The sequence below is a fragment of the Pseudomonas sp. EA_105y_Pfl2_R69 genome (assembly GCF_963970915.1).
Taxonomy (GTDB): Bacteria; Pseudomonadota; Gammaproteobacteria; order Pseudomonadales; family Pseudomonadaceae; genus Aquipseudomonas.
The window spans coordinates 224,998-246,229 of the sequence record NZ_CAXAOO010000002.1; the positions used below are offsets into that span (position 1 = coordinate 224,998).

18 protein-coding genes and 1 pseudogene are annotated in these 21,232 nt (G+C 63.3%); 12 read left to right on the forward strand and 7 right to left on the reverse strand.

The features are described 5' to 3' along the window. Nucleotides 1–210 precede the first annotated feature (210 nt). Both AACY13_RS06905 and AACY13_RS06910 read right to left on the reverse strand, forming a co-directional pair. Nucleotides 211–690, reverse strand: coding sequence for a VOC family protein (locus tag AACY13_RS06905; protein ID WP_339460305.1), 480 nt, complete (start codon nt 688–690; stop codon nt 211–213). A gap of 131 nt (nt 691–821) precedes the next feature. After that, entirely contained in the window at nt 822–1,715 is an 894-nt protein-coding gene (locus AACY13_RS06910) for a LysR family transcriptional regulator (protein ID WP_339460306.1), read from the reverse strand. Nucleotides 1,716–1,803: 88 nt separating this feature from the next. Here AACY13_RS06910 and AACY13_RS06915 point away from each other — a divergent pair, with 88 nt between their 5' ends. Both AACY13_RS06915 and AACY13_RS06920 read left to right on the forward strand, forming a co-directional pair. Then, nucleotides 1,804–2,616, forward strand: a complete 813-nt coding sequence (locus AACY13_RS06915; protein ID WP_339460307.1) for an NAD(P)H-dependent oxidoreductase — start codon at nt 1,804–1,806, stop codon at nt 2,614–2,616. 271 nt (nt 2,617–2,887) lie between these two features. Beyond that, the gene (locus tag AACY13_RS06920; protein ID WP_339460309.1) at nt 2,888–3,418 is read left to right on the forward strand and encodes an alpha/beta fold hydrolase; all 531 of its coding nucleotides are present in this window, start codon (nt 2,888–2,890) and stop codon (nt 3,416–3,418) included. A gap of 407 nt (nt 3,419–3,825) precedes the next feature. On the opposite strand, the gene AACY13_RS06925 is transcribed toward AACY13_RS06920, so the two are convergent. Then, nucleotides 3,826–5,280: an efflux transporter outer membrane subunit gene (locus AACY13_RS06925; RefSeq protein ID WP_339460956.1), complete on the reverse strand. Its 1,455-nt coding sequence runs from the start codon at nt 5,278–5,280 to the stop codon at nt 3,826–3,828. 101 nt (nt 5,281–5,381) lie between these two features. On the opposite strand from AACY13_RS06925, the gene AACY13_RS06930 reads away from it, so the two are divergent. The 6 genes from AACY13_RS06930 to AACY13_RS06955 all read left to right on the forward strand — a co-directional run bounded on the left by AACY13_RS06930 (nt 5,382) and on the right by AACY13_RS06955 (nt 13,029). After that, the gene (locus AACY13_RS06930) at nt 5,382–5,999 is read left to right on the forward strand and encodes a TetR/AcrR family transcriptional regulator (protein ID WP_339460311.1); all 618 of its coding nucleotides are present in this window, start codon (nt 5,382–5,384) and stop codon (nt 5,997–5,999) included. A gap of 74 nt (nt 6,000–6,073) precedes the next feature. Beyond that, nucleotides 6,074–7,204, forward strand: coding sequence for an efflux RND transporter periplasmic adaptor subunit (locus tag AACY13_RS06935; RefSeq protein WP_339460313.1), 1,131 nt, complete (start codon nt 6,074–6,076; stop codon nt 7,202–7,204). Further along, nucleotides 7,201–10,290: an efflux RND transporter permease subunit gene (locus AACY13_RS06940; protein WP_339460314.1), complete on the forward strand. Its 3,090-nt coding sequence runs from the start codon at nt 7,201–7,203 to the stop codon at nt 10,288–10,290. The genes AACY13_RS06935 and AACY13_RS06940 overlap by 4 nt, the downstream gene beginning before the upstream one ends. 32 nt (nt 10,291–10,322) lie before the next feature. Continuing rightward, complete coding sequence (locus AACY13_RS06945; RefSeq protein WP_339460315.1) at nt 10,323–11,129, forward strand: oxidoreductase; 807 nt, start codon at nt 10,323–10,325, stop codon at nt 11,127–11,129. Nucleotides 11,130–11,173: 44 nt separating this feature from the next. Next, entirely contained in the window at nt 11,174–12,469 is a 1,296-nt protein-coding gene (fabF, locus tag AACY13_RS06950) for a beta-ketoacyl-ACP synthase II (protein WP_339460316.1), read from the forward strand. Next, nucleotides 12,466–13,029, forward strand: a complete 564-nt coding sequence (locus AACY13_RS06955; protein ID WP_339460317.1) for a TetR/AcrR family transcriptional regulator — start codon at nt 12,466–12,468, stop codon at nt 13,027–13,029. Before fabF ends, AACY13_RS06955 begins: the two co-directional genes overlap by 4 nt. Nucleotides 13,030–13,070: 41 nt before the next feature. Here AACY13_RS06955 and AACY13_RS06960 read toward each other — a convergent pair. Beyond that, a pseudogene (locus tag AACY13_RS06960) lies at nt 13,071–13,283 on the reverse strand (transposase); the annotation flags it as partial. 299 nt (nt 13,284–13,582) lie between these two features. Between AACY13_RS06960 and AACY13_RS06965 the strand changes: the two are divergent. The 4 genes from AACY13_RS06965 (at nt 13,583) to AACY13_RS06980 (ending at nt 15,825) form a co-directional block, all read left to right on the forward strand. Next, nucleotides 13,583–14,326, forward strand: coding sequence for an alpha/beta fold hydrolase (locus tag AACY13_RS06965; protein ID WP_339460318.1), 744 nt, complete (start codon nt 13,583–13,585; stop codon nt 14,324–14,326). Nucleotides 14,327–14,467: 141 nt separating this feature from the next. Beyond that, the gene (locus AACY13_RS06970; protein ID WP_339460319.1) at nt 14,468–14,893 is read left to right on the forward strand and encodes a YciI family protein; all 426 of its coding nucleotides are present in this window, start codon (nt 14,468–14,470) and stop codon (nt 14,891–14,893) included. 11 nt (nt 14,894–14,904) lie between these two features. Next, entirely contained in the window at nt 14,905–15,324 is a 420-nt protein-coding gene (locus tag AACY13_RS06975; protein ID WP_339460321.1) for a VOC family protein, read from the forward strand. A gap of 174 nt (nt 15,325–15,498) precedes the next feature. Next, nucleotides 15,499–15,825, forward strand: a complete 327-nt coding sequence (locus tag AACY13_RS06980) for a hypothetical protein (RefSeq protein WP_339460323.1) — start codon at nt 15,499–15,501, stop codon at nt 15,823–15,825. A gap of 114 nt (nt 15,826–15,939) precedes the next feature. Here the strand turns inward: AACY13_RS06980 and ggpS are convergent, their stop codons facing one another. The 3 genes from ggpS to AACY13_RS06995 form a co-directional block, all read right to left on the reverse strand. Further along, nucleotides 15,940–18,210: a glucosylglycerol-phosphate synthase gene (gene ggpS / locus AACY13_RS06985; protein ID WP_339460325.1), complete on the reverse strand. Its 2,271-nt coding sequence runs from the start codon at nt 18,208–18,210 to the stop codon at nt 15,940–15,942. A 115-nt stretch (nt 18,211–18,325) separates the two neighbouring features. After that, on the reverse strand, nt 18,326–19,606 hold the full coding sequence (locus AACY13_RS06990) for an MFS transporter (RefSeq protein ID WP_339460326.1): 1,281 nt from the start codon (nt 19,604–19,606) through the stop codon (nt 18,326–18,328). Nucleotides 19,607–19,791: 185 nt separating this feature from the next. Continuing rightward, nucleotides 19,792–21,156: a DUF2254 domain-containing protein gene (locus tag AACY13_RS06995; protein WP_339460327.1), complete on the reverse strand. Its 1,365-nt coding sequence runs from the start codon at nt 21,154–21,156 to the stop codon at nt 19,792–19,794. Between the last annotated feature and the right edge of the window lie 76 nt (nt 21,157–21,232).

Consider the following 21,232-nt stretch of genomic DNA (forward strand, 5'->3'; position numbering starts at 1 on the left):
AAAGTCGTGACTCATTCCAAGATGGAACCGAGTCCTGTCAAACACCTAATCGCACCCAGCTGATGCAAGCTCAACAAAGGGCCGCTTTTGGCCGACTCCGGCCCGTCACGATGGGCCACAACGGCTCCCAATCCACCGATCTGCAAGCACCCGGAGCGCGCCCGGGCAGCCTTTCGGCGTACCCGAACATATGGCTCCAAGCATCGGCGTTCAGGGCTTTAGCGCCGCCTCGATCTTTGCAATGTCGATCTTCGTCATGTCCATCATGGCTTCGAACGCACGCTTGGCTGCCGCTCGATCTGGGCTGCTTATGGCGGCGGTCAGGATACGTGGGGTGATCTGCCAGGAGACGCCCCATTTGTCCTTGCACCAGCCACATGCGCTTGCCTGGCCGCCATTGTCGATGATCGCGTGCCACAGGCGGTCCGTTTCGGCCTGATCATCGGTCGCGACCTGGAACGAGAACGCCTCGTTGTGTTGGAACGCAGGACCTCCATTCAACCCGAGGCAGGGGATACCCATTAGCCTGAATTCGACCGTCAGTACATCGCCCAGCTTGCCGGCGGGGTAGTCGCCAGGGGCGTGGTGGACGGCCACCACTGTGCTGTCCGGGAAGGTCTCTGCATAGAAGGTCGCCGCCTCCAGTGCGGTGCTGTCATACCAGAGGCAGATCGTGTTTTTGCCAGTCATCCTGAGTCTCCACGAGTGGGGCTGACTTCGGAGTTTAGCCCTGGGTAGAGTGGAGCGGAGGCGGATCTCCGCAGTCGGGCCCTAATGCCGCTTATGCCAGTGTGCGCGGCTGAGCTACGGCAGCCGGTGCGCTAAACCGCCCCGGCGATATGCTCGCGTAGCCAGCGGTGGGCAGGGTCGCGATGGCAGCGCTCGTGCCAGAGCATGACCATCTCGTAGCCCGGTACCTGAATGGGCGGCTCGTTCACCTGCAGTGCCGTGTTTGCGCGCACCAGGCGCTCCGGCAGCATTGCCACCAAATCCGTGCTCAGCAGGGTCGAGATGACGAACAGAAAGTGCGGCACGGAGAGCGCCACCCGGCGCGACAGGCCTGCCGCCGCCAGCGTCTCGTCGGTCACGCCGCGAAAGCCGCCGCCATTCGGCGACACGATCACCTGGTCGAGCCGGCAGAACTGCTCCAGGGTGAGCGGCCTCTGCAGTGCGGGATGGCCCGCGCGGCCCACCAGCACGTAGCGCTCGGTGAACAGGCTGCGGGCGTGCAGCCCAGGCGGTGCGTCGTCGAGGGTATGCAGGGCTAGGTCGATTTCGCCCCGTTCCGCCTGCCGGGCAATGCGCGACGGTGTCAGTTCCAGTACCGCCAGGCGGGTGTGTGGTGCCGCCGCGCGCAACCCGGCCAGCGCCGGCAGTACGATGGTCGACTCGCCATAGTCGGAGGCCATCACACTCCAGGTGTGGCGGGCCTCGGCGGGGTCGAAGGGCTGCGCGGGCGATACGACGTAGCCCAGAGCCTCCAATGCCTGGCGCAAGGGTTCACGCAGTTCCTCCGCCCGCACGGTCGGCAGCATGCCGCGCGGGCCCGGGAGCAGCAAGGGATCGCCGAAGAACTCGCGCAGCTTGGCGAGGTGCACGCTCACTGCGGGCTGCGACAGGTTCAGCCGCTGCGCCGCACGGGTGACGTTGTGCTCGGCCAGCAGCACATCCAGGGTGATCAGCAGGTTGAGGTCCAGTCTTCCGAAATTAGCCATCGTAATACCTGGGATATTAGATATTCATTTCAACTATACCGGCCGGGCCGCCATCCTGCTTGCACGCAACCTTTGGAGGCTCAAGCCCATGAATATCCTGCTGGTCCATGCCCACCCCGAACCCCGTTCCCTCAATGGCTCGCTCAGGGATTTCACCATCCAGCGCCTGCAAGCCGCAGGGCACAGCATCCAGGTCTCGGACCTGTACGCGATGAACTGGAAGGCACCGCTCGATGCCGACGACAGCATCGAACGCCGCTCCGGCGAGCGCTTCGATCCCTCCCTCGATTCCAAGAATGCCTACGAGCATGGCCTGCAGAGCCTGGATATCGTGCGCGAGCAGGAGAAGCTGCTGTGGGCGGATGCGGTGATCCTGCAGTTCCCGCTCTGGTGGTTCTCCATGCCGGCCATCCTCAAGGGCTGGGTGGAGCGCGTCTACGCCTATGGTTTCGCCTACGGCGTGGGCGAGCATTCCGACGCCCGCTGGGGCGACCGCTATGGCGAGGGTACGCTGGCCGGCAAGCGCGCCATGCTGATCGTCACCGCGGGTGGCTGGGAGTCGCACTACGGCCCGCGCGGCATCAACGGCCCGATCGACGAGCTGCTGTTTCCCATCCATCACGGCATATTCTATTACCCCGGCTTCGACGTGCTGCCGCCGTTCGTGGTCTACCGCACCGGCAGGATCGACCAAGCCCGTTACGCCGAGATCTGTAGTCGGCTCGGGGAGCGTCTGGACGAGCTGTTCAGCACTGCGCCGATTCCCTATCGCCCGCAGAATGCCGGGGCCTATGAAATCCCGGACCTCACCCTGCGCGCGGAGATCGCGCCAGGGCAAACGGGGGGCGGCGTGCATGTCGAGTCGGCAGGAGAGGGCGCGGGGCCGGCGGGGAGCCGTTGACCCGGGCTTGCTTGCCGCCGTTTCCGCTGACCAGACGCCACGGGGCGTTCTGGGGAGTAGGGGATTATCCTGTGCAGGGTGCGCGTCTGTGTCCTGCTGGCAGGCTGCGGATGTAAGCTCGCTGTTTCGTCTGCTGGCCCTGAAAGGATTTCGCCATGCTAAGGAGCCTGTCGGACTTGACGCTGTTCTACTGCGGAAAAGCCGGACTCGGCCATTTTTGCTGCTATTTCTCGTTAAATAGCCAGCTATTCGCCTCGAAAGACCAACAAAAATGACTCGATCCGGACTTTCCCTCGCTACGAACGGTCAAGCCCGACAGGCTCCTAGCCCCGTCGTCTTTATCCACGGTCTGATCGGCACGCTACAGCTGCCCGATATGACCGCCGCCTTTGCTCCTGGGCGAGCGCTGGCACCCGATCTGCTCGGTTATGGCACGCAGCGCGAGGTGCCGCCTGAGGCTATCGATCTGCCGGCGCAGGTGGAGCATTTGCAGCGGTTGATCGAGCGGCATTTCCCTGGCGAGGCGGTGCACCTGGTTGGCCACTCGGTGGGTGGGGTGGTTGCCATGCTGTTCGCCCAGACCCATGGCCAGCAGGTGCTCAGCCTGGTTAGCGTGGAGGGTAATTTCAGTCTCGACGATGCCTTCTGGTCGGCGACACTGGCGCGTATGCCGGCGGCCGAAGCCTGCGCCATGCTCGGCGGTTTTCGCGCCGATCCGGCCGCCTGGCTGGCGCGCGCCGAGCGTCTGCCATCCTTCCGCGCCGCGCCCCATGGCCTCGGCACCTGCAGCGCCTCGGTCTGAGCCGAGGCGCGAAAAGGGCTCCGCCATGGGACAGGAGTGCCGGAAGGCGGTTGGGAGTATGAGAGTGCCTGTTCTCGACCCGGAGCTGGCTGTGAGAACCGGTAGAAATCAGCCAGGAGCAGCCTTTCGAAATTTTTGGCCGATGCCGGGAAGGCACTACCGGAACCGGCACATCTCGCCAAAGTTGCGGATACTTGTTCGAATGATGTCACTACAAACTTAGCTTGCCGCTGTCTGTCGTGCGACCGGGCCGCCCCGCCAATGGCTGCGTAGCCCGGCATTCTGGATGTCCTCAATCCACGCCTGCGGAGCGGCAGTTCGACCAAGCAGTATTGCCCCGACCAACCAGCAAACAGGAGCAGCATATGGACACTGGGTGGGCTGGGAGCGGGTCGATTCAGCTTGCCTTATTGGGCTGCCACCACCTGAGGGGCGTTCCAGCCCCCACCCAGGGCCTTGAAGGCGGCGACCGCTGCGCGAGCCGATTCCGTCTGCGCCTGTGCGCGGGTATCGGCGGCTCGCAGCAAGGTTTCGTCGGCATTCAAGACCTCGATCAGGCTGACAGCACCTTTCTGATAGGCCGTAAACGAAGCGTCGCGCGCTTGGTCGAGCGAATCGACTCCCCTGGCAAGTAGGGTCGCCTGCTCCTCGCGTTTGACCAGGGCCGAGAGGGCATTTTCCACATCCTCAGTGGCATGCAGCACGGCCAGCCGATAGGCCGCGAGCCGCTCGGCCTCCTGACCCTTGGCCAGGTCGATCTGTGCGTTGATGCGGGCGAAATCGAACAGGCGCCAGCGCAGGCCCAGCACGCCGGCGGCCTGGCTGGCAGCGTTGCCGAACAGGTTGCCGCTGGACACCGAGGTCGCGCTGCCAATCAGCCCACTCAGGGAGAGCTTGGGGTAGTACTCGGCGAGGGCGACGCCGATGCGTGCGTTGGATGCGGCCAACTGGCGTTCGGCCGCAATCAAATCGGGGCGGCGTCTGAGCAGCTCACTCGGCGATCCCATAGCCGCAATCTGCGGAGCGGCCGGCATGGCGACCACCTCGCTCAGTTCCGTGCGGTGTGTGCCGGGCGACGAGCCCAGCATCACATCCAGCGCGTTCATGGCCGTAGTCAGGGCCGTATCGAGGACGGGGACGGATGCCTGAACCTGGGCGAGCGCCCCTTCGGCCTGATGGACCTGGAGTTCGGCAGCCAACCCCTTGCTATGAAGAAGATTGACCCTCGTCAGTAGTTCCTGCTGGGTTTGTACCTGCTTGTGTGCAATGTCGAGGCGGGCTTGCAGACCTCGGATGCTGATGTAAATGTCCGCGGTCTGCGCCGCCACGGCCAATCGTGTTGCGCTCGCACCTGCGTCGGTCGCCTGGTACTCGGCCAACGCCGCTTCGCGTCCTCGGCGCAGGCCACCGAACAGGTCCAGCTCCCAGCTCGCGCCAAGATTGGCCTCATAGGCGTTACCGTAACGGTCGAAATCGGCTGCCTGGTTCAGCACTTGTCCCAGCTGCGTCTCAACCGACTGGTAGGCCCTGGCGGTTTGAGCGCTGATGTTGCCAGAGGGCAACAAGGCGGCATTGGCCGTCCCGAGTCTCGCACGGGCCTGGGCGACGCGAGCGGCGGCCTGGGCGAGATCGAGGTTCTGCTCCAGCGCCAGGGCTACGAAGCGCGTCAGTTGCGGGTCGCCAAATCCCGGCCACCAGGTGGTGAGGTCAGCATTGTGGCGAGCATGCCGCTGCTCCACTGCTGCCTGGCCCAGGTAGTTCTCAGGCATGGAGAGCTCGGGGCGGGTGTAGTTGGAGCCGACCACGCAGCCTGCCGAGAGACTGGCGCTGATCAGTACGGCGAGGGTGCGCTTGGATGGCATGGGCATCTTCTTCCTGGGCGGGTTGGAATTCAACAGGTTGTGACCATAATACATTTTGGTCACTTGTTGTCCATATGCCGGCTGCTCTGTAGGCTATGCCCATGAACAAGATACCCTCTCCCAAAGTTACAGCTCGTGGTCCGGTGGATCATGAGGTGCGTGACCAGATCGTGGCCGCGGCTACCGAGCACTTCAGCCGGTATGGCTACGAAAAGACCACGGTCTCCGATCTGGCCAAGGCCATCGGCTTTTCCAAGGCCTATATCTACAAATTCTTCGAGTCCAAACAGGCCATCGGCGAGGCGATCTGCGCCAATTGTCTGCGCCAGATCGAGACCGAGGTCAGGGCTTCCGTCGATGAGGTCGAGCGCCCGCCGGAGAAGCTGCGGCGGATGTTCAAGGCGCTGGTCGAGTCGAGCCTGCGCCTGTTCTTTCAGGACCGTAAACTCTTCGAAATCGCCGCTTCGGCGGCGACCGAGAACTGGCAGGCGGCGCGCGCCTATGACGGGCGCATCCAGGAACTACTCCAGGATATCTTGCAGCAAGGCCGGCAAAGCGGAGACTTTGAACGCAAGACGCCCCTCGATGAAGCAGTGAAGGCGATCCACCTGGTTATGCGTCCCTACCTCAACCCCCTGCTCCTGCAGCACGGCCTCGATTACACCGACGAGGCACCGCTCCTGCTATCCAGTCTGATACTGCGCAGTTTGTCGCCATAGCGATAGTGACTATTGACTAAATTGGTCACTGGAATCAAAGTGAGAGCCCCGATCATTTCGCATATGGGACTCTCATGCTCCGGCGTCGCTTCGTTTTACCTACCCTTATCTGCGTATTGCCGTTTGCGTTGGTCGCGTGCGGCGAGAAAGCGCAGACCGATCCGCGCACTGAAGCGCCGCTGGTGCGGGCCGCTATCGTGCAAGAGGCAACCCCTGCATCACGTTCCTTTAGCGGGACCGTAGCGGCCCGGGTCCAGAGTGGCCTGGGCTTTCGCGTCGCCGGCAAGGTACTGGAGCGACTTGTGGATACAGGGCAGACCGTCAAGCGCGGTCAGCCGCTGATGCGCATCGACCCCGTCGATCTGAAACTTGCCGCCCATGCCCAGCGCGAAGCGGTGGCCGCTGCGCGAGCGCGGGCGCAGCAAGCGGGCGATGATGAGGCGCGCTACCGCGATCTACGCGGAACCGGCTCGATATCGGCGTCGGCCTATGATCAGTTCAAGGCTGCGGCGGATGCGGCCAAAGCCCAGCTCCGTGCGGCCCAGGCCCAGGCCGAAGTGGCCCTCAACGCGACCCGCTATGCCGAACTGCTGGCGGATGCCGACGGCATCGTCATGGACACGCTGGTCGAGCCCGGCCAGGTCGTCAGTGCCGGCCAAGTCGTGGTGCGCCTGGCCCATGCCGGCCCCCGTGAAGCGCTTATCCAGTTGCCGGAAACCCTGCGCCCGGCGATCGGCTCTGCCGCCGAGGCCATGCTCTTTGGTAATGGCGTCGTGGCCGTCCCGGCCAAACTGCGGCAGCTGTCGGATGTCGCGGATAGCCAGACTCGCACCTTCGAGGCGCGCTATGTGCTGGAAGGGGCGTTGGCCAATGCGCCCTTGGGTAGCACGGTCACCCTGCAGATCCCAGACGGGCATGTTCCAGACGGGCATGCTTCCGCGCAAGGCGGTTTGCAGGTGCCGATCGGCGCGCTCTACGACGCTGGCAAGGGCCCCGGCGTATGGCTTATCCAGGGCGAGCCGGCGCAGGTTCACTGGCAGCCGGTGGTGGTTCAGGACCTCGATGATGAACATGCACGCATCAGCGCTCAGTTCAAGCAAGGCGCGCGCATAGTTGCGCTCGGCGTGCACCTGCTGCGCGAAGGTCAGCAGGTGCGGGTGACCGGTCAGCCTGCCGTCGCAGTGGCCGATGGAGGCCGCCCATGAGCGAAGGTCGTTTCAACCTGTCGGCGCTCGCCGTACGCGAGCGCTCCATCACCCTGTTCATGGTCTGCCTGATCACCCTGGCGGGGCTCGTTGCATTCTTCAAGCTGGGACGGGCGGAGGATCCGGCGTTCACGGTCAAGGTGATGACCATCGTAACCGCCTGGCCCGGTGCCACCGCCCAGGAGATGCAGGACCAGGTCGCGGAGAAGATCGAAAAACGCCTGCAGGAGCTGCGCTGGTATGACCGCAGCGAGACCTACACCCGTCCCGGGCTGGCTTTCACGACCTTGAGCCTGCTCGACACCACGCCGCCTGCGCAGGTGCCGGAGCAGTTCTACCAGGCGCGCAAGAAAATCGGCGATGAGGCGAAGACGCTGCCGGTCGGCGTGATCGGACCGCTAGTCAACGACGAATACTCGGACGTCACCTTCGCCCTGTTTGCGCTCAAGGCCAAGGGCGAGCCGCAGCGTTTGCTGGTGCGCGACGCGGATACGCTGCGTCAGCGACTGCTGCATGTGCCGGGGGTGAAGAAGGTCAACATCATCGGCGAGCAGGCCGAGCGCATCTTTATCGAGTTCTCCCACGAACGTCTGGCTACCCTGGGCATTGGCCCGCAGGAGGTGTTCGCCGCGCTCAATGGCCAGAACGCCCTGACGCCGGCGGGCTCCGTGGAAACCAACGGGCCAGAGGTGTTTCTGCGCCTGGACGGTGCCTTCGATGAGCTGCAGAAGATCCGCGACACGCCTGTTATAGCGCAAGGCCGTACGCTGAAGCTGTCGGATGTCGCCACGGTCAAGCGTGGCTATGAAGACCCGGCGACCTTCCTGATTCGCAATGGCGGTGAGCCGGCCTTGTTGCTGGGCATCATCATGCGCGAAGGTTGGAATGGTCTCGATCTGGGCAAGGCGCTGAACGACGAGGTGAGTACGATTAACGCCGAGTTGCCGCTGGGCATGAGCCTGACCAAGGTCACCGATCAGGCTGTCAATATCAGCGCCTCGGTCGATGAATTTATGGTCAAGTTCTTCGTCGCGCTGCTGGTGGTCATGCTGGTGAGCTTTATCAGCATGGGCTGGCGGGTGGGCGTGGTGGTCGCGGTGGCCGTGCCGTTGACCCTGGCGATGGTCTTCGTGGTCATGGCGGCGACCGGCAAGAACTTCGACCGCATTACCCTGGGCTCGCTGATCCTGGCGCTGGGGCTGCTGGTGGACGACGCCATTATCGCCATCGAGATGATGGTGGTGAAGATGGAGGAGGGCTACAGCCGCGTCCAAGCCTCCGCCTATGCCTGGAGTCACACCGCCGCGCCGATGCTGTCCGGCACTCTGGTCACCGCCGTGGGCTTTATGCCCAATGGCTTCGCCCGTTCCACTGCGGGTGAATACACCAGCAATATGTTCTGGATCGTCGGCATCGCGCTGATCGCTTCGTGGCTGGTCGCCGTGCTGTTCACCCCCTACTTCGGGGTCAAGTTGCTGCCCGAGATCAAGAAGGTCGAGGGCGGCCATGCTGCGATCTACGATACTCCGCGTTACAACCGCTTTCGCCAACTGCTGGGCCGCGTCATCGCGCACAAGTGGCTGGTCGCCGGCTCGGTGGTTGGGTTGTTCGTTGCGGCTGTGCTCGGTATGGGCCTGGTCAAGAAGCAGTTCTTTCCGATCTCCGACCGCCCCGAAGTGCTGGTCGAGGTGCAGATGCCCTATGGCACCTCCATCACCCAGACCAGCGCCGCCACGGAGAAGGTAGAGGCCTGGCTGGCCAAGCAGGAAGAAGCGCGGATCGTCACGGCTTACATCGGCCAGGGCGCGCCGCGCTTCTTTATGGCCATGGGGCCGGAGCTGCCCGACCCTTCGTTTGCCAAGATAGTTATCCGTACCGACAACCAGGACGAGCGCGAGGCGTTGAAACATCGGCTGCGTCAGGCGATTGCCGAGGGCCTGGCCAATGAGGCGCGGGTGCGCGTCACCCAACTGGTGTTCGGCCCTTACTCGCCGTTCCCGGTTGCCTACCGGGTCACCGGCCCGAATCCGGACAAGTTGCGTGAAATCGCCGCCGAGGTACAGCAGGTGATGGATGCCAGCCCGATGATGCGCACGGTCAATACCGACTGGGGTACGCGCGTGCCGACGCTGCACTTCACCCTGCAGCAGGATCGGCTACAAGCGGTGGGGCTGTCCTCCAGCGCCGTGGCGCAGCAACTGCAGTTTCTGCTCAGCGGCGTGCCGGTCACCGCCGTGCGTGAGGACATCCGCACGGTGCAGGTCATGGCCCGTGCGGCCGGGGATATTCGCTTCGATCCGGCCAGGGTCATGGACTTCACCCTGGCCGGTGCCAACGGCCAGCGTATTCCGCTGTCGCAGGTCGGCGAGGTCGACGTGCGCATGGAAGAGCCGATCATGCGCTGGCGCGACCGCGTACCGACCATCACCGTGCGCGGCGACATCGCCGAGGGCCTGCAGCCGCCGGATGTATCGACGGCCATCACCCAGCAGCTGCAACCGATCATGGAGCAACTGCCGAGCGGCTATCGCATCGAGCAGGCAGGTTCCATCGAGGAGTCGGGTAAGGCGATGGTGGCGATGTTGCCGCTGTTCCCGATCATGCTGGCAATCACCCTGATCATCCTTATTTTGCAGGTGCGCTCGATCTCGGCGATGGTCATGGTCTTCCTCACCAGCCCGCTGGGGCTGATCGGTGTGGTGCCCACGCTGATCCTGTTTCAGCAGCCGTTCGGCATCAATGCATTGGTTGGCCTGATCGCGCTCTCCGGCATCCTGATGCGCAACACGCTGATCCTGATCGGGCAAATCCGCCACAACGAAGAGGTCGGGCTGGATCCGTTTAGCGCGGTGGTCGAGGCCACCGTACAGCGCGCCCGGCCGGTGATCCTCACCGCACTGGCGGCGATCCTGGCCTTTATTCCGCTGACCCACTCGGTGTTCTGGGGAACCCTCGCCTACACCCTGATCGGCGGCACCCTGGCCGGCACCGTGCTGACTCTGGTGTTCCTGCCGGCCATGTATGCCATCTGGTTCGGCATCCGGTCTGCCAGCCATAGCCCACTTATGCAGGCGCAGCCTGCATGAAACCCACGTCCAATTTATCGAGAGGAACTGCCATGTCGAACTCCACCGTCGTCGTTGTTACCGGCGTGTCATCGGGCATTGGCCGCGCCGCCGCGCAGCGCTTTGCCAATCGCGGTTGCCGGGTATTCGGCACCGTGCGCAACACGGCAAAAGCGCAGCCCATTCCTGGCGTCGAACTGATCGAGATGGATATCCGTGACCAAGCGTCGGTTCGCCAGGGAATCCAGACGATCATCACCCAGGCCAAGCACATCGACGTGCTGGTCAACAGTGCGGGCGTGACCCTGCTCGGCGCGACGGAGGAAACCTCGATCGCCGAGGCGCAGTCGCTGTTCGACACCAATGTTCTGGGCATCCTGCGCACGACACAGGCGGTACTGCCGCACATGCGTGAGCAAGGTTCTGGGCGCATCGTCAACGTCAGCTCGGTGCTGGGTTTCCTGCCAGCGCCGTACATGGGGCTCTATTCGGCCTCCAAGCATGCCGTGGAAGGGCTGTCCGAGACTCTGGACCACGAGGTGCGCAAGTTCGGCATTCGCGTTGCGCTGGTCGAGCCTTCCTTCACCAAGACCAACCTGGACATCAACGCACCCCAGGTGGCCTCCAGGATCCCGGCCTACGACAGCGAGCGCAGCGTCGTTTCTCAGGCCATTCAAAAGAATGTGCAGAAAGCGCCGCAGCCCGACGAGGTCGCCTCGACCATTGTCGAGGCCGCCCTGGGGGCCTGGAAAATGCGACGTACGCCCAAGGGCGAGGCCTCTTTGCTGAGAAAACTTCGCCGCTTTATGCCGGCTGGCCCCGTTGATTCGGGCTTACGCAAGACCTTCGGCCTCGGCTGAGAGCGTTTTGGCTTTTCCTCCCCAAGCTTTTCCTGGAGCGAGATATGGCAATCCATAGAACAAACCCCGTTCGAATCGTGGTCACGGGAACCGGCGTGGTCAGCCCGTTGGGCTGCGGCAGCGAGACGGTCTGGTCGCGTCTGGTGGCGGGGCAGTCGGGCATTCGAGCGTTGCCAGCCGAGCTTGCCGATGGCACTGGCTGCGCTGTAGGCGGGCGGGTCCCCAACTTGGAGGAAGATCCGCAGGCGGGCTACGACCCGGAGCGATTCGTCGCCGCCAAGGAACGCAAGAAGATGGATCGCTTTATCGAGTTTGCCCTCGCGGCCGCTCAGGAAGCCCTGGCGCAGGCGGCCTGGCAGCCGACAGACGAGCAGCAGCGGCAGCGCACCGCGACCATCATCGCCTCCGGTGTCGGTGGTTTCGGTGCTATCGCCGAGGCCGTGCGCACCACGGACGAACGCGGGCCGCGTCGGCTCTCGCCATTCACCGCGCCTTCGTTTCTCGCCAATATGGCGGCCGGGCACGTGTCGATCCGGCACGGCTTCAAGGGGCCGCTCGGCGCACCGCTGACCGCCTGCGCGGCGGGGGCGCAAGCCATAGGTGATGCGGCCCGACTGATTCGCGGCGGCGAAGCGGACATTGCCCTGTGCGGCGGAACCGAGGCGGCGATTCATCGCGTCACCCTCGGCAGCTTCGCCGCGGCGCGAGCCTTGTCCACTGGCTTCAACGATCACCCTCAGCAAGCCTCGCGCCCGTTTGACCGCGACCGCGATGGCTTTGTCATGGCCGAGGGTGCCGGCCTGCTGGTGATCGAATCGCTGGAGCATGCATTGGCCCGCGGTGCTCAGCCATTGGCCGAACTGGTCGGTTATGGCACCAGCGCCGATGCCTATCACCTGACCGCCGGCCCGGAGGATGGCAGCGGCGCTCGTCGGGCAATGGAGCTGGCGTTGCGACAAGCCGGCATCGAAGCCAGTGAGGTGCAGCATATCAACGCCCATGCGACCTCCACGCCAGTGGGCGACCGGGGCGAACTGGCCGCCATTCGCGCCGTCTTCGGGACAGGCTCGGGCGTGGCGATCAGCTCAAGCAAATCCAGCACTGGCCACCTACTGGGGGCCGCAGGCGGTATCGAAGCGATCTTCACCGTCCTGGCGCTACGCGATCAGGTCGTTCCGCCCACACTGAACCTCATTAATCTCGACGAGGCGGCAGACGGCCTCGACCTCGTCGCCCTGAACGCCCGGCACATGCCGGTTCATTACGCCCTGTCGAACGGTTTCGGCTTTGGCGGCGTCAATGCCAGCCTGCTGTTTCGCCGTTGGCAGTCTCTGCCATGAACCTGCAGCTACGGGAAGACTGCCGTCGCGGCAAACGCCAGAGGGAGATGTTGTGGGCGGCGAGCGATGTATTCGCGGCGCTCGGCCACGACCTTGCCAGCATGCAGTTGATCGCAGAGTCCGCGGGTGTGACCAAGGCGACCCTCTATGCGCATTTCGGCGACAAGGCCCAGCTGTTTCGGGTCGTTATCGAGTACTGGATGGAGGAGCTGCCAGAGCCTGCGCTGGCATGCGAGGTGACGGGCAAGTTGCGCGACTGTTTGGAAGCAGTCGCCCGGGAGCTGCTGCAGCAAAGCATGCATCCGGCATTTCTTGCGCTCACGAATATTCTGCTGCGCTCCAACTGGGTGCCACAGAAGCGCTGGCGACAGCGCTATCGTCCGTATCAGGCCTACCTGGAAAAAGCGCTCGGCCAGTCTGCCCGCTGCAACGACCCTGTGCGCGCAGCCAGTCAATTCCTGCTGCTCGCGGTGGGAAGTATCGATTGCAGCAATCTCATACCGGTGAACGAGTCCCGCATCAGCGCTGCTGTGGAGCTGTTCGTCCAAGCCTATACGTGAGATTCAATCGGTGCAGTTTTAGCCCTTTCTCGACGCTTGAATACCGTCAGATCATCGGGCAGCCACATCAACTCAACGTTGCGCTGAGCCTCGCGCTCGAGACGGCGACTGGACGGGATGCGACTGAGGTAGCCGTAGATGTAGATTTTCAGCAGGTTGGCAGGATGGTAGGCCGGCCTGTTGGTTTCCGCTGGGACGACACCTTCAAAGCCCTGCGCGCCAAGGTCGAGTTCATCGACGAAAACATCGACGATGCTCTCCCTGGATAAAACGCTTCATTGGCGTCCCCCACTAATTTCAAATCCATGAAATCACGGCAGGTTGATGCCAACGGTTTACACAGTCTGGGCCATTTGATGCCTGGTGCAATCGGCTGGTTTGGGGCGACAGCGGCCTGACGTGAGGGGCCGCTTCTCGCCGCGTGTTGCCCGTCATCATCATGCGCCAGGTTCGTCTTCAATCGTCCTGCTGTCAGGCAACGCATTGGTGCACGCGGTGCACCATACGGGGTTATGCTCGGCGCTTCGTCTGATGGTCCGGAAAGGATTTCGCCATGCATGCCCCCGTCGTCTTTATCCACGGTCTGATCGGCACGCTACAGCTGCCCGATATGACCGCCGCCTTTGCTCCTGGGCGGGCGCTGGCACCCGATCTGCTCGGTTATGGCACGCAGCGCGAGGTGCCGCCTGAGGCTATCGATCTGCCGGCGCAGGTGGAGCATTTGCAGCGGTTGATCGAGCGGCATTTCCCTGGCGAGGCGGTGCACCTGGTTGGCCACTCGGTGGGTGGGGTGGTCGCGATGCTGTTCGCCCAGACCCATGGCCAGCAGGTGCTCAGCCTGGTTAGCGTGGAGGGTAATTTCAGTCTCGACGATGCCTTCTGGTCGGCGACACTGGCGCGTATGCCGGCGGCCGAAGCCTGCGCCATGCTCGACGGTTTTCGCGCCGATCCGGCCGCCTGGCTGGCGCGCGCCGGGGTCGACGCCGATGCTCGCAGCCTGGCGATTGCCGAGCGCTGGCTGGCCCAGCAGCCGGCCAGCACGTTGCAGGCCATGGCACGCTCGGTGGTCGAGCTGACCGCGCCGGCACGTTATCAGGACGGCCTGCGTCGGGTCTTTGCCAGTCATCCTGTGCACTTGCTGGCCGGTGCCCGTTCGCGCGCCGGCTGGCATGTACCGGGTTGGGCCGAGCAGGCCGCCGCCAGCCAGACGCTGATCGCCGACGCCGGCCACCTGATGATGCTGGAGCAGCCGCCGTCTTTTCTCTCTGCGCTGAAAGCCGCGCTGCAACTGGCCTGAAATATTTTTTCCGACGATTGTCGATTCGCCGGTCGCTCGCTCGACTATGGTTTAGAACCCTGTCATGGGTTTGCTGTCTGCAGTAGGGCGCGCACAGCGCATCCTGCGTGCGGTTTATCGAGCCGAACAAGGAGAAAGGCGATGCGTTTTATGGTGATAGTCAAGGCCACTGCGGATTCAGAAGCCGGGGTAATGCCCAGCGAGGAGCTGCTGGCGGCCATGGGCCGTTACAACGAGGAACTGGTGGAGGCCGGCGTGATGCTCGCCGGCGAAGGTCTGCAGCCCAGCGCCAAGGGCGCGCGAGTGAAGTTCTCCGGCGACCAGCGCACGGTGGTCGATGGTCCTTTTATCGAGACCAAGGAGCTGATCGCCGGCTTCTGGATCTTCCAGGTGGCGTCGCTCGAGGCCTGCATCGAGTGGGTCAGGCGCTGCCCCAATCCCATGCCCGGCGACTCGGAAATCGAGATCCGGCAGATCTTCGAGGCCGAGGATTTCGGCACCGAGTTCACCCCCGAATTGCGCGAGCAGGAAGAACGTATTCGTGCGCGCATTAGCAGCGAAAACTAAGGAGAGTTGCGATGAAGATTCATGCCTATCTGATGTTCGACGGCCAGTGTGAGGCCGCTTTCAACTACTACGCCGAGTGCCTGGGCGGCACCCTGGAAATGATGCGATTCGCCGATAGCCCGGAGGATATGGAGGTTCCAGCCGAGTACCAGCAGCGCATCATGCATGCCTGTCTGAAGGTGGACGACCAGTTGCTGATGGCTTCCGACACCCTGCCGATGCACCCCCATGAAGGGATCAAGGGCTGCTCGATTTCCCTGCAGGTGGGCAACGTCCCCGAGGCCGAGCGGTTGTATGCCGCGCTGTCGGCTGGCGGCTCGGTGCAGATGGAGCTGCAGCAGACCTTCTGGGCCACGCTTTTCGCCATGTTCACCGACCGTTTCGGCGTGTCCTGGATGATCAACTGCGAAGTGGACAGCCAGATGGGGTAATACCCCCTGGCTGCGTCTGGGCTGCGGTGTCTGCCGCTGTCCCGGGCGGGCACAGCGCGGCTGCTGTTGGACTGTAGGTCCGCAGCGGCTGCGGCAGCTGTCTCAAGGTGCTGAAACTGCCGGCAGTCGTCCGGGTCTAACCTCACAGGTATAAGCCTGCAGGAGGGTTCGGCCATGAAGCTGCGCTATCTGTTGTGCCTTGTTCTGCTGCTGCCGTTGGCAGCCTGTACCGTGCAGGTCGGCGGGCATCACCCTAATCCGTACTATGCGCCTCCAGCCCACGTCGAGTGGCGCTGGGACCCCGGTATTGATGCCTATGTGGTGCTCGGCTGGCCGCACTTGTACTACCGGGACCGCACCTATTACCGCTGGCATGATAACCATTGGTACTCCTCCAGCCGGCACGACGGCCCCTGGGCCAAGGGCCCCAAACGCATGCCGCCCGGCCTGAGCAAGAAGTACGGCAAGCCGGGGCGCGGCCACGGCGGAGGGGGGTATTGAGCCGAGGTGGGCGTGCATGACCCGATCGGGTTTTACCCACGCCAGATCAGATACGCACGACCAAGGCGGCCCGGCGCACCCTGCGCGCAGGGTGCGCCGAGCGCAGTAACAGCCCTAACCGGTCAGGCCCAGCGCCTGTTGCAGCTGGTCCTCGGCCAGTTCGCTGACCCCGGCGAGGAACTCGTCGCCCCAGCGGCGGATATCGTTGTAACTGACAATATCGAACAGCTCGCGCAGGCGCGCCTGGGCCTCGTCCCTGGGCATGTTCAGGGCCAGGTAGCAGGTCTGGGCCATGTCCATGGGGTCATGGGGGTTGGTTAGCAGGGCCCCCTTGAGTTCGGCGGCGGCCCCGGCGAATTCCGACAGTACCAGCACGCCGCTGCCGCCGAGCAGGCCCTGGGCGGCGACGAATTCCTTGGCCACCAGGTTGAGGCCGTCGCGCAGCGGGGTGATCCACATCACGTCAGCCATGGCGTACCAGGCACTGACTTCCTCGAACGGCAGGCTGCGGAAGAAGAACTGCAGGGGTGTCCAGCCGATGCGGGCGAAACGGCCGTTGATACGGCCCACGGCCTGCTCGATCTGCCCCTGCAGCTCGTCATAGATGGTCATTTCCTTGGCGGCCGGCACGCAGACGGTGACCAGGGTGACCTTGCCCAATAGCTCCGGGTTTTCCTCGAGGAGGCGCTCGTAGGCGTTGAGTTTTTCCAGGATACCCTTGGTGTAGTCGAGGCGCTCCACCGAGAGAATCAGCCTGACTCCGCTCAGTTCGGCACGCAGGCGCTCCATCATTTCCTTGATCTTCGGCGCGGCCAGGGCGTTGCGTACCCGCTCGATATCCAGGCCCACGGGATGGGCACCGAGCTTGACCACGCGGCTGCCGGTGTCCACCGCGGTGGTCATGCGCTCCAGGCCCACGGCGCAGCCATAGGTGATAAAGCGCGGCGCGCAGTTCTGCCGGCTGATGGTCTGCAATGGCATCACGCCGCGGGCGGCATCGACGAAGTTTTCCACCTGGCGCGGGATATGGAAGCCGATGTAGTCGCACTGCAACAGGCTGCCGATGATCTGCCGACGCCAGGGCAGTACGTTGAATACATCCGCCGAGGGGAAGTAGGTGTGGTGGAAGAAGGCAATGCGCAGGTCCGGGCGCAGTTCGCGCAGGTAACCGGGCACCATCCACAGGTTGTAGTCGTGCAGCCAGACGATGGCCCCTTCGGCGGCTTCCAGGGCGGTGCGCTCGGCAAAGGCACGGTTGACCTTGAGGAATACCTGCCAGTCGTCCTCGCGGAACTGCGCGCGCTCCCAGAAGGTGTGCAGGGTTGGCCAGAAGGCCTCCTTGGAGAAGCGCTTGTAGAAGATATCGACTTCTTCCTTGCTCAGCGCCACCCGCGCGGCAGTCAGCTTGGGATAGCGTTCGGCATCCACCGTGGTGTGGGTCTCGAAGGCTTCACCGCTGTTTTCGTCATGTTCGGCCCAGGCGATCCAGGAGCCGGCACGACCGTCGCCGAAAAAGCTCAGCAGGGTCGGGATGATCCCGTTGGGCGAGGTCGGGCGGCGGCGTTGCAGCTTGCCGTCGGCGGCGCGGTACTCTTCGTAGGGCAGACGGTGATAAACCATCACCAGGTCGGCCTTGCCCGGCTCGGCGACTTGCTTGCCTTCGGCGGCGATGCCCTGCTTGCCGAGAAAACCGAAGTGCACGAAGGCTTCGAGAATGCCGCCGCAACCGGCGCGCTCGGCATGGAATACTCGCGAGTGGTGACGGGTGGCTTGCAGCAGGCCCTCTTCCGAGGCCCCCACGCAGACGCCCTTGAACTGGCCGCTGAGCATGGAGAGGTCATTCAGGGTGTCGCCGGCGGTCAGCACCTGATCGTTGTCCAGCTCCAGCCAGTCAATCAGCGCCTGCAGGCTGCTGCCCTTGTTGACCCCCTTGGGCAGGAAGTCCAGGTAACGCTCGGCCGAGTAGAGCAGGTCGCAGCCCAGGGCGTCTGCCGCTTCCAGCAGGGCCGGGTTGGCCGCCTCCTCGGGGCTGCAGAAATACGAGCAACGACGTACCTGCGGTACGTCCTGGCGTTCCAGGGCAAAGAGCTCGATGGCGCTGGCCACCTGGCTGTCGCCGGGCCAGAGGGCGTCCACCGCGCTTTGCAGCGGCTGGATCGGTTGCAGGCTGTCGCCGTGCACCAGGCTGGCCCCTACGTCGGAGATGATGAAGTCCGGTTGCGGCAGGGTCGGGTCCGCCAGCAATGGCAGAACCGACTCCAGGCTGCGGCCGGTGACATAGGCCAGGCGGATTTCCGGGTGGGCGGCAATGGTCTGGTAGAGACTCAGGCGATCCTTGGGATCGCCGCCGAGAAAGGTTCCATCGAGATCGGTGGCAAGTAACATGCGCTGTCTTCCTGTCCAGTTGAGTGGGTGCAGTGACGCGCCGACATGGGCCGACGTGCTAGTGAAGGGCAGGCATGTGCTGTACTCACAGCCGGGGCGTGAGTACAGCGCATGGCTACGGGGTGGTGGCGTCTGGTTCCTCTTCGGTTGACGTGGTGGGTTGCTGTTCGGGGTCGCTGGGCGGTGTGTCGGGCATCAGCTCCAGCACCGTATGGCTGGTGCGCAGCATGGGCATAAAGTGTCCGGCCGGCGCGCTGACCAGGTCGCTGACGTGGCGCAGGCGGTAGAGCGTATACGCCGCGAGCAGGCCCAGGGTCGCGGCGAAGTACAGTGGCAGCGCCTGGGCCCCGAGATGCTGCATCAACAGGCCGGCGAGCAACGGGCCGCATACCGAGCCGATACCGTTGACCATCAGCAGGCTGCTGGAGCCGGCGAGGATTTCATCGCTGTGCAATTGATCGATCAGCTGCGCCACGGCGATGGGGTAGATGGCGAACGCCAGGCCGCCCCAGATAAACATCAGCCCCAGCAGCGGGCGGCCGGCGGGCAGCAGGCTCATCAGCACGGCGACCAGCACCGCCAGCGCTACTACCCAGAACAGCACCTGGCGGCGGTCATGCTTGTCCGAATAGATGCCGATCGGCCATTGCAGCAACGCGCCGCCGAGAATCGCGCTGCTCATCAGCAAACCCACCCCGGTGGCGTCGAAGCCGTTCAGGCTGGCATACACCGGGGCCATGCCCCAGAACGCGCCCAGGGCCAGGCCGGATAAACCGGCGGCGGCCAGCGCCAGCGGCGCGATACCAGCGATCTGGCGCAGGTTGGTGTGCAGGGTGTCCGGCACGCTGGGCTGCACCTGGCGGGTCAGGGTGATGGGCATCAAGGCCGCACTGATCAGCATGGCGGCGAGCACGAACAACACGAAGTCGCTCGGGGACGCCAGATTGAGCAGTTGCTGCGCGGCGGCCAGTGCGCCGAGGTTGACCGCCATATACACGGCGAACACCTGGCCGCGTTTGTCGTTGGGTACCTGGGCGTTGAGCCAGCTCTCGATCACCATATACAGGCTGACCAGCGCCAGGCCGTAGAGCACACGCAGGCCAAGCCAGACCCAGGGGTCGATGATCAGCACATGGAGCAGGGCGGTGATGGCGGCCAGGGCGGCGCAAAAGGCAAACGCACGGATATGCCCAACGCGGCGGACCAGCGGAATCGCCAGCCAGGTGCCAAGGAGAAAACCGACGAAGTACCCGGACATGATCAGTCCGAGCATCCCGGTGGAGTAGCCTTCGGCGACGCCACGCAGGGTCAGTAGGGTGTTGAGCAGACCATTGCCGAGGAGGAGTAAAGCAACCCCACCGAGCAATGAGCTGATAGGGGCAATCAGGGACCACATGGCGACCTACCCTAGGGGACTATGCCCTCGAACGCAAGCATGAAAGGTGCCAGTGCTTAGCTAGGTAACTAATTAACCTGTTGTTTTTAAAGGATTAATTTTATTGATAAACGGTCTTTGGATTTTTCGCGATTGCCTGGAGGTGCGTCGAGGGCGCTGAAAAAACTGTATTGCACCAATACTGATCACGGCACAGGCGCTACTGATTCGGCGCTGGTGGTGCCCGGTACTGCCAACAGTGCGATAGGTTGCAGGGGCGCACTGCTCTGGTTGATGCGATCGAGCAGTTGATTGATGGCTTGACGATCTCGGCTGTTGTTCAGGTGCTGATTGGCGGTTTCCTGCACGCTGTTTACATGGCGCAGCAGGTCGGTTTTCTGCTGCGCGCGTAACGGTTGGTAGAGCAGGTTCTTGAGCGCTTGCAGCAAGCTGATCAGCACGCTCACATCGGCGCAACCGTAGTGGCGAATAGGGCCGAAGACCAGCAGTAATAACTCATCGAGTGAGAACTCGTAATGCAGCAGACGTGGCGGGCCGTCGTCCAGCGGGGAGGCATCCAGATCCGGCAGGTTCAGGCGCCTGCAAAGCAACACGCTAAGCAGGTCGATGGCGGTAATCGCCGTGCCGGGGTCGTTGATGCCTGGGCTGAGCGCCTTGACGGCAATTTCTGATATCTGCGTACAGCCAAACAGGTAGTGCGCGTGAGCGTACTCTTCGATAAAGAAATCGAAGCAGTCGAGCAGGGCCTCGGCAATTTCCGGATCAACCTCGCGGTCGAGTTTGAATAGCGGCCGACCACTCATCACGAAGAATCCACGGTGGATCATCACGGTCATGCGCAGGTCGTGCTTGCACAAAATGCTGTTGATCGTGTTGACGTTCAACTCTTTGAAATAACCGCTGCGCTGCGCGCAGATCTGCTGCCAGTGCTGGTCATCTGGCCAACTGGGCAGGTTGTCGATAGAGGCCAGCTTGGCTTCGCGCACGGCAAGTTTCGCCAGGGTGGTGTGATACAGGTTGTTGAGGATGTACTCGACCTGAATAGAGCGGGAAATCGAGTGGATAAAATGCACAAACAGACCCAGGCAGGCGATGCCCATCGTCAATGCGATCAGCACACCGAGGCTGGGTACCTGGGCCGAGTTGTTCTGTTCAATCGTGGTGATCAGCAGCAGCGAAAAGAAAATGGTGCCGAGGTAGAAGCCCAGCGTTTTCTGATGACTCTTCTCGCTGATCAAACCAGGCACTACGCGCGGTGACAGCGCCGCAGCGGCATTGTTGAGTACCACCATGACCATGGAGAAGCTGAATACCATCAGCGAGAGGATGCCGCCGACCAGCGTGCCGAGAATCAAGCGGGCATTGTCGGCATTGCGCACCAGGCCGATATCAATGTCGCGTTTGAGCGACATCATCCAGGGTTGATATTCGATGCTCATGCTCAACAGGCACAGGCCGAAGAAGCCCAGGGCGATCAGCGTCGGATACAGGGCCAGGCTGTGCAGTGCGCGCTGGTACAGGCGGAAGGTGAAATTCAGCAGGCGGGACACGGGCGTCTCTGAACGATGGGCTTGTAGCGACTATAGCAAGCTTGCCGGCACATGCTGCTACCTGAGCCCGGCGCTG